The sequence below is a fragment of the Lysinibacillus sp. NPDC094177 genome (assembly GCF_050279145.1).
In the GTDB taxonomy this organism is placed as follows: domain Bacteria; phylum Bacillota; class Bacilli; order Bacillales_A; family Planococcaceae; genus Lysinibacillus.
On sequence record NZ_JBNNTW010000011.1, the window covers coordinates 164068 to 172697 of the forward strand.

General features: G+C 34.9%; 7 protein-coding genes. 5 read left to right on the top strand and 2 right to left on the bottom strand.

Features of this window, described 5'->3' with window-relative positions:
• Positions 1 to 589 precede the first annotated feature (589 nt).
• From ACQKNC_RS17575 to ACQKNC_RS17590, 4 genes are all read left to right on the top strand, one after another.
• The gene (locus ACQKNC_RS17575; protein ID WP_427426040.1) at positions 590 to 4546 is read left to right on the top strand and encodes an S-layer homology domain-containing protein; all 3957 of its coding nucleotides are present in this window, start codon (positions 590 to 592) and stop codon (positions 4544 to 4546) included.
• A gap of 442 nt (positions 4547 to 4988) precedes the next feature.
• Complete coding sequence (locus ACQKNC_RS17580; RefSeq protein WP_427426041.1) at positions 4989 to 5126, top strand: hypothetical protein; 138 nt, start codon at positions 4989 to 4991, stop codon at positions 5124 to 5126.
• The gene (locus tag ACQKNC_RS17585) at positions 5123 to 5452 is read left to right on the top strand and encodes a JAB domain-containing protein (protein WP_427426048.1); all 330 of its coding nucleotides are present in this window, start codon (positions 5123 to 5125) and stop codon (positions 5450 to 5452) included. The genes ACQKNC_RS17580 and ACQKNC_RS17585 overlap by 4 nt, the downstream gene beginning before the upstream one ends.
• Positions 5453 to 5471: 19 nt before the next feature.
• Positions 5472 to 5609: a hypothetical protein gene (locus ACQKNC_RS17590; protein ID WP_427426042.1), complete on the top strand. Its 138-nt coding sequence runs from the start codon at positions 5472 to 5474 to the stop codon at positions 5607 to 5609.
• A gap of 893 nt (positions 5610 to 6502) precedes the next feature.
• On the opposite strand, the gene ACQKNC_RS17595 is transcribed toward ACQKNC_RS17590, so the two are convergent.
• Both ACQKNC_RS17595 and ACQKNC_RS17600 read right to left on the bottom strand, forming a co-directional pair.
• Entirely contained in the window at positions 6503 to 7315 is an 813-nt protein-coding gene (locus ACQKNC_RS17595; protein ID WP_427426043.1) for a helix-turn-helix transcriptional regulator, read from the bottom strand.
• Positions 7316 to 7387: 72 nt separating this feature from the next.
• Positions 7388 to 7738, bottom strand: coding sequence for a cyclic-phosphate processing receiver domain-containing protein (locus tag ACQKNC_RS17600; protein ID WP_377662788.1), 351 nt, complete (start codon positions 7736 to 7738; stop codon positions 7388 to 7390).
• A gap of 485 nt (positions 7739 to 8223) precedes the next feature.
• Between ACQKNC_RS17600 and ACQKNC_RS17605 the strand changes: the two genes are divergently transcribed.
• On the top strand, positions 8224 to 8469 hold the full coding sequence (locus tag ACQKNC_RS17605; protein ID WP_427426044.1) for a hypothetical protein: 246 nt from the start codon (positions 8224 to 8226) through the stop codon (positions 8467 to 8469).
• The last annotated feature ends 161 nt before the right edge of the window (positions 8470 to 8630 follow it).

The following is an 8630-nucleotide window of genomic DNA, read 5'->3' on the forward strand; positions in this document are numbered from 1 at the left end:
TTTATATTGAAAGTGTTAGACTGTATGTGTATAGGAATTTCCTCTATGAAATAAATAGAATTCCCTGCAAGGAAACAACGGTTGGTAGCCCAAGCGAAAAAAGCTCAAGCATTTATATGCTTGAGCTTTTTTCGTGTATAAAAATATTATTCTACGCTTAGAGAGTCTAAAAACATAGATTGCATTGTCTAAAGATCCCTCAATAATTCACCGGAACACCTTCAAATATTAAGCCACTATAATTTCCATAGAAGCAAAAAAGATTACCAATTTTAATACCACTAAAAATAGATATAAAACCTATAATTGGATATGATTGTAAAAACATTGAACATTTAAGGTTCACATACCATATTCTTGTTGGAAAAGATGTGTAATATCACTTGAAAAATCAGCGTAAATAGATAACAATGGTAAAAGAGAGTTGCATGTCCATGTTTTTCCGGAAATGAATTAGAAACTTTCCCAAAATATGATTGACAACTTTTAGGGATACAACTATACTTTTATGTGTAGTTGTTTATTTACTGCATTTCTATGTATTTGTAGTAGAGACATAATTTATGAACTTAGAGGAGGAAATTTTTCTATGGCTAACCAACCAAAGAAATACAAAAAATTCGTAGCAACAGCTGCTACAGCTACATTAGTAGCATCTGCTATCGTACCAGTGGCATCTGCAGCAGGATTCACAGATGTAAAGGGCAATTCTCACGAAGAAGCTATCAACGCTCTTGCTGATGCAGGTATCATCAATGGATACGCTGACGGCACATTCAAACCAAACCAAACTATCAACCGTGGTCAAGTAGTTAAATTATTAGGCCGTTGGTTAGAATCTGAAGGTTATGAAGCTCCAGCTGACTGGGATACAAAACAACGCTTCAACGATCTTCCATTAACAGCTGAAAAAGAATTAGTAAAATATGCTGCACTTGCTAAAGATGCAGGCGTATTCGCTGGTTCAAACGGCAACTTAAACTACACTCAAACTATGCAACGTCAACAAATGGCAGTTGTTTTAGTGCGTGCTATCAACGAAATCTATGACCTAGATCTAGTAAAAGAGTACAAAGCTGAAAAATTCAAGAGCGAAATCTCTGACTTAGACAAAGCTTTCTCTGCTGAACAACGTGAAGCTATCACTGCTTTAGAATATGCTGAACTTACAAATGCTGCTACTCTACCAGGTAAAGCATTCAACCCAGCTAACTCTATCACTCGCGGTCAATTCGCTTCATTCTTATACCGTACAATCAACATTGATGCTACTACTCCAGTAGACGCTTCTGTTAAAGCTATCAACAACACAACTGTTGAAGTAACATTTGACGAAGAACAAGATAACGTAGATGGTCTTAAGTTCGAAATCAAAGATTTAAAAGTTGTAAACGCAGCTGTTAAACAAACAAACAAAAAAGTTGTTGTTTTAACTACTGAAGCTCAAACAGCTGACAAAGAGTACACTGTATCTCTTAACGCTGAAGAAATCGGTAAATTCAAAGGTATCGGTGCTGTAGTTCCAACTGCAGTTAATGTAACTACAACTTCTGTACAAGGTGTTGTTGGTCAACAAGTAACACTTAAAGCTGAAGTTAAAGTTGCAGAAGGTCAAGCTAAAGCTGGTATCCCAGTAACATTTAACGTTGACCCATACGATGCACTGAACTCTGAACAAAAAAGTTCACTAAACAAATCACAAGTTGTTGAAGTGAAAACTGATGATAACGGTGTTGCTACTTACACTTATACTCAATACAATGCTGGTCAAGACCAAGTTGTAGCATATGCAACTGGTAACCCTGCTAACCGTAGCTTTGCGAAAGTTTACTGGGGAGTTAAACCAATCCTAACTCTTACTTCTAAAGAAGGTACTACTTTAGAAAACGGTAAAGCTAAAACTTATACAGCAACTTACGTGGATCCAGTAACTGGTACTCCAATGAAAAACCAAGAATTAAAAGTTACATTCAAAGAAAACATCGATGAGTCTGTAACTAACGATACTAATGCAGTAGCTACAGATGCTGCTACAGGTGCTACAGTAAAACCATTTGAATCAAAAACTGACCAACGCGTTTTATTAGTTAAAACAAATGATAAAGGTGAAGCTACATTCACAGTAACTGGTTCAAACACTGCTGTAACTCCTATCGTATATAAAGACAGCGATAGATTAAATACTTCAGGTTGGGATCGTTTAGATGCTCGTGACTTACAAGCAGTAGCTGAAGAAACTAAATTTGTTGGTGGAGCTTACACATTCAAATTCAACAAAGAACAACAATTTGAAGCAGTAGTTGGTAAACCATTCACTTATGAATTAGAAGTATTAAAAGCTGACGGTAAACCATATGCTGGCGGTACAGTAACAGTTGCTTTAAACGAATTAATCGATGGTAGCATCACAACTAATACTGAAGCATACATCGTTAACAACGATAAAGTTAAACCTATCGCTGGTAAAGCTGGAGTATTCACTCTAGAACTTGACAAAGATGGTAAAGCTAAATTTGATGTTCGTGCTGACAAAACTGAAGTAAGTGCAACTCCAGTAGTATGGGTTGACATTAACTCAGCTTCTAACATTCAAGGTACACTTGAAAAAGAAGAATCATTCAAACTTGCTGGATCAGTTGTATTCCGTAATGAGGTTATCGCTGGTGCAGAACTAGAAGATACTTCTGATGTAACTGGTATTTTCGGAGTAACTGGTACTGGTTTACAACAACCAAACTACGAAATTACATTATTAGACCAAGCTGGTAAAGAATATAGTAAAAATGATTTTGCTATTGACCGTGTAACTTATACAATCTCTAACACTGGTAACAGTGCAGTAGATTTAACACTAGCTCCAACAAACTTCACAGTTGATAACATTTCTAACCACACTGGTTCTAATAACCAAGTACGCATTGCTGCTGGTCAATCTGTAACAGTAACTGGTAAAGCGAATGTAGGAGTAAATCCTAAAAAGATTGCTTTACAACTACAAAATGCAACTGCTGGTAAACTAAATGTTGTAGGAAGCGTTACAACTGTTAAAAATGTAAATGGCCAATGGTCAACAAATAATAGCTACTACTCAGCTGGTACAGCAACTTCTGAATGGGTAGAAGCAACTCCAGCAGCAACTGAAGTAACAGGTGTTGTTAAAGGTTACCAAACTGTTGATGGAGCAGCAGATTGGGGTCATGCATTAGTATTAGTAGATGGCACTTCTAAGTACCAAATCGTGAGATACGACCAAAATAACACTTACTTCACTGGTACACAAACAGACTTCAACCGCCTAACTGCAACTAATGTAGCAGGCTTTGAAACTGCAATTTCTTTAGAAGATCGTATCAGCTTAAAGAATACTGAACTTCGTTTAATTAACGTTGACAGCTCTTCTAAATCAAAACAAGTAGCAGGTAATAATGATTCAACTGGTGGAACTGGTACAGGTGTTGTAAATCAAACAGTAGTTAACAATGTAAATGCTTCTGCAAACCAAAATGCAGTGAAAAATGCATTACAAGGTATTGTAGGATTCTCTAACTTATTAACAGTAGATCAAGATGAAATTGCACGTGTTGTATTTGGTACTTTAACTTCACAACAAACTATTGCATCTTTAACAAATACTCTGGGTACATCAGTAACTGTAGCTAGCGAACGTGCAGACTCTGCTAAAGCATTAAAAGCAGCAATCGATGCAGCACAAGCTAAACATGACTCAGCAGTTGAAGGTTCTGCACTAGGTCAATATGCTCCAGGTTCTAAAAATACATTACAAGGTGTTATCACAACAGCTAAAGCTCAATATGATGCAGCAATAACTACACACACAACTCCAACTAAAGCAACTCTTGATACTCAAAAAGGACTTGTGAATTCTGCAGTAACAACATTTGAAGCTGGTAAAGTAACTACTGGAGATGTTCAAACAGCAGCACTTAACGCAGTAAAAGCAAAATTAGTAGATGTTTATAATGCTGGAACACCATTAGCAACAGGAGATGCAAAATTTGCAGCGGCTACAGCAGCTTTAGATGCTAACAAAGCAGCTTTACTATTAGATTTAACTGCATATAACCTATTACCTGCTACAGAAAAAGAAGCAGTATTAAATAGCTTAGCTACACAAAACGGAGCTGCTCCGGGTGTACTTACAGCGGCTACATTAAAATCAGCGTTGGGAACTGCATTAGTAGCAGTTAAAGATACTGTTGACCCAACAGTAGCTTCAGCTAAATTTGATGCTTCTAAAAATGAGTTAACAGTAACATTCAGTGAGTCAGTAGTATTAAGTGGAACAGACACTGGTACAATCGACTTTACAACAGCTGGTTCTGCTGGTTCGGTAGCGGTTAGTGCTGTTGCAGCTGGTTCAACTGACAAAGAATTAGTATTTACTTTAACTTCACCTGCAGCACAACAATTTGCAGTAGGCTCAGTAATTAATACAATTACTTTATCTTCAGCAACAATTAAAGATACTGCAATTCCAACAGCTCATGGAGCAGTTCTTACTGGTTTAACTATTACAGTTAAATAATATAGTTTTATACTTTGATAGATTTTTACTAGAGTATATTTAAAAGTCCTTGTATGAGAGAAATCTTGTACAAGGGCTTTTATTAGTATAATTTACAATATCTGTTGGATTGCTCTTTCTAACATAATCATACATAAAAAGCAAATTCACAAAATATACATTTAAATTTGCCGAGAGCCAGTAATAGTAAGGTAGGCGAACAGTGCTACATGAATCTTATCACGAATATTCCTAATTTGAAGATTAGGGGTTATCAAAATAAAGGTGCTTGGCGATAGAATTACCCTATAATAGGGACTAATATATTTTAATAAAAGGTAAAACAATACTAACCGTAATAACACACACTTCAAACAGTTAATATATTATTGATATAGAAATTTATGAGTCTTTATTCCTTCTACAGGAGTAAAGGCTTTTTACATTTGAAGGAGGGATTCATATGGAAGAAAAACATCATTTACCTATAAAGCTTATAGACATTGTACAGGTGAAGTTAGTTCGTGAGAAAACAATACCTTACAAAGAAAAAGACGTATTCGTTCACCTCATGATGCCTACAAAATATTTCAAGGGATAGTCGGGGATAGTGACAGAGAAGTGTTCGCTATCGCTTGTCTAAGCACTTGTAGCGATATCAACTGTTTTCAAATGGTACACATCGGTTCCATCAATATCAGCATTGTCCAACCTAGCGACGTCATGAAAGCAGCAATTCTCTCTAACAGTGCAAGTATCCTAGCTATTCATAATCATCCATCCGATGACAATGCACCTTCACCTGAAGATATTGCTGTAACAGAAAGACTTGTAGAAGCAGGTAAAATCATCGGCATCGATGTAGTGGATCATTTGATTTGCACATCAATAGGTTTTCGTTCACTAAAAGAATCGGGATACATGTAAATAAAAGGAGGTTAAGATGATGGAAGCATTACAACGCTTTATAGAAGGCATGAATAAGTTAATAGGAAAATCAATCTCAATAGACGAATTAGGTTATGAATCACTATTATTTGAGAAAGAGGAAATCGATGAAACACTTTTTCCCAAGCGATACTAGCACCATTGCTAGAACCTATTGTAACATCTTCAGTAGATTATACAGATGCAGAAGGTAATTACTATTTGTATTTTCTGTGTCCCGAAAAGAGAACAGATTACCACCGTATGAAGTTTGGTTATTAACTTGCTTAATCGAATATAAGATGTAAAACTTCGCAGTATCATCCGTCAATACATTGCGTATTTAGAAAAATTGGTATTAGGGGATTAGTTGGTTTTTAGGTGAACTCACGACATTTCTAATGAAAAACTGACGACATTAGTAAATGCCCATTGCATAGAAAAAGAGAAGTGCATGCGACACATAGCATGTGCTATTTTTGTGTGCCTAAAAACTGACGACATTATTATATAACTGTCGTGAGTGAACTCGGTGCAAGCTAACTTGAAAGGAGGGCAAATGTATGTGGGGTGAATAACTAAAAGTAGTACTAGTTGCAGTTGTAGCAGCTGTTGTTGATTATGTAATTGAAAAATCAGAACGTCAATTTAATTTTTCATGGTAATCAACTGTCTAAACTTGCAGGGAGTAGGTGAGGAATCAATCGATTTCTTCCCCTACTTTTTTTAATTTTCATTAGTAGATAAGGACATTGTTGTTAATGAGTGATTCATTGTAAGCGAATTGATGTAAGTGGGTATTTTAACGACAACTGAGATGGCTTTACGTTATTACCTTTGTGAATGTTGTATTAGCCATTATTTTTTGCGTTATGGGTGTATTTCACAGAATAGGTATGATAGACTAAAGAACTTGTTATAGTATGAGCATACATAAAACCACATCAAACAAAACCTCAACCATAATATTGAATAGTATGATTCAAGCCTTTCATTCCATTGTGGAGTGAAAGGCTTTTTCTGATTTGTATTAATCCTATTTTTAGTTAACTAGGTTTCTCTATCTTTACTATTTAATTCATGGATATACCAGTTGAGACGAGGCTCTTCAATTTTCATGGTGTTAATATTGGTAGGAAGATCCTTTAAGTATCTATACATATCTGTAATAGAAACCTGTGGATTAAACCATAAGTAATAAGATACCTCCTCTTCCTTTTGAAAATAAGGTAACTGTTGTGATAGTGAATAGTTAATACTACACGTTCCTAACCAATCCTCAAAATACTGAACTTTTTGTTGGTCCTTGTTTAGTAAGTTAAGTGTTATAGCACAACTATTCAATTCAAGGGAAAAGAAATGTTTGTGTTCATCTTGAGTAATATACCCTTTAATAATATGAGAATCATCTTCAAATGTCTCACTACTTTTCGTTTCTTCAACCCAATTTCTTGTAACAGCAATGACGTGCTTCTTTACTTCATCTAATTCGTAAGGCGTTAATCGATTAAACAAGTCATCTTGTAGCTCCTTTAACCAATCAGCGACCTTTTGTTTTACGTAATCCTCACCGCAGGATAAAAGAGCATCTACTAAAAGTCGAATATAATCAGGGGAATGATTAGTTATTGGTTTGTGTTCTACTTTTTGAAAACTATCTGAGATTTGGTTATCACGTAAGTTTAGTAGTGTTTTCGGTTTCAATTTGAAAAATTTCTCTACTTTAAGCAAGAATTTGTCAGCACCGCCTCTTCGACCTTGTTCAATTAAAGCTATATAAGTGGAAGTCACACCTAATTTCAGAGAGAGGTTGGTTTGTGTAAGGTTATGCTCTTTACGTAACTCTTTGATTTTACTCCCCATCTATAAGTAGTGGACTGCCCATTATTTTTCTTTTTCTTACTAAACTATTTGTTTGAATTGTTTAGTATTACTTTATTCGGTATATTTATTTTCGGTAATAGAATAGTGGTAAATTTCAATATCTGAATCAATGAAACCTCTTCGTTTCGCTCCATGCAGTGTGTGATACATATTCTCTCTACCAACAGGGTTGTCCGTATGAAGATATATTTTGTTTGCCCGTAACCCTTTTTCACAAATATATTTTACTAAGTCATAACCTGTTGGCAATAGATTACCTTGTAGATCTTCTCCTAAATCATGGTCAAGAGAAAGTATATCTACTTCGTGAGTTTCAAGTAAGTGAATGGCTTCTTGAAACGTTCTTGCCACGACAAAACCAATCGGACAATCTCTTAAATCATCCACATATACATTAATCATAATAGTAATTCCTTTCTCCACGATATGTTTCAAATACGTAGTGAAATATAATTTTTAAAAATTAGTTTCCACTACTTGTTACGAATAGCCAAAGATATTAATGCTCTGTCTAAAGACCTCACACGCCTCCAGCTGTGGGCTACGTTCCCAAAGTAGGTAACGAACGTACGTACGTTCTTGTTTATGGTATACATACTATACGATATTTTAAACAGATATTTTCAACATCTAATTAACGAATATAATATGCATAGGAAAAGAGGATATATGCTCATGTATTGAACATAATATCCTCTTATTAGTTTAGTCTATATAAATTTGTAATAAAGTTTGATTAATATCTTCCCTTCTCTGTAAATTTCTTAAAGGTTAGATGATTCTTTATTGGATATTTATGTTAATGTCACTATAAAGATTGTGATGAAATGTACTTAAACTAACGGTGCAGGTTAGTGGAAGAAGCGTTAAATAAAGGGGGGAGATTTATGAATGATTACAACTATAAAAAATTTCTTGACGATTTAAGTACAGGTAGAGAGATTCATTTCATTTATAAGAAGGAAAGCTACTATATAGGTCGTGGAACAGGTCAGTTTATGTTTTGGAAGTTCTATGATTCAGCAAGTGAAATTATTGGAGAGGATGCTGAAGATTTACTTCAAAAAGTAAATCTTGATGGGAAACTAATCAAAGAAATATGGAACTTGATTAATATTGATATTATTTTCTGAAATAAAGGAAGTTGTTTAGCTAACGGTGCAGGATAGTGGAAGAAGGGATATTATAAAAATGTGTAAAAATAAACAAATATAAATAATTCTAAACAGGGGGTATTATGAAGGATATTAGTTTATGTGTTAAAGAGTTTGATGTCCATTATTACGAATTAGGA

Excerpts from the sequence above, each read along its gene's own strand:
- ACQKNC_RS17575 (WP_427426040.1), top strand. The coding sequence starts at position 590 with ATGGCTAACCAACCAAAGAAATACAAAAAATTCGTAGCAACAGCTGCT.
- ACQKNC_RS17580 (WP_427426041.1), top strand. The coding sequence starts at position 4,989 with ATGGAAGAAAAACATCATTTACCTATAAAGCTTATAGACATTGTACAG.
- ACQKNC_RS17590 (WP_427426042.1), top strand. The coding sequence starts at position 5,472 with ATGGAAGCATTACAACGCTTTATAGAAGGCATGAATAAGTTAATAGGA.
- ACQKNC_RS17595 (WP_427426043.1), bottom strand. The coding sequence starts at position 7,315 with ATGGGGAGTAAAATCAAAGAGTTACGTAAAGAGCATAACCTTACACAA.
- ACQKNC_RS17600 (WP_377662788.1), bottom strand. The coding sequence starts at position 7,738 with ATGATTAATGTATATGTGGATGATTTAAGAGATTGTCCGATTGGTTTT.
- ACQKNC_RS17605 (WP_427426044.1), top strand. The coding sequence starts at position 8,224 with ATGAATGATTACAACTATAAAAAATTTCTTGACGATTTAAGTACAGGT.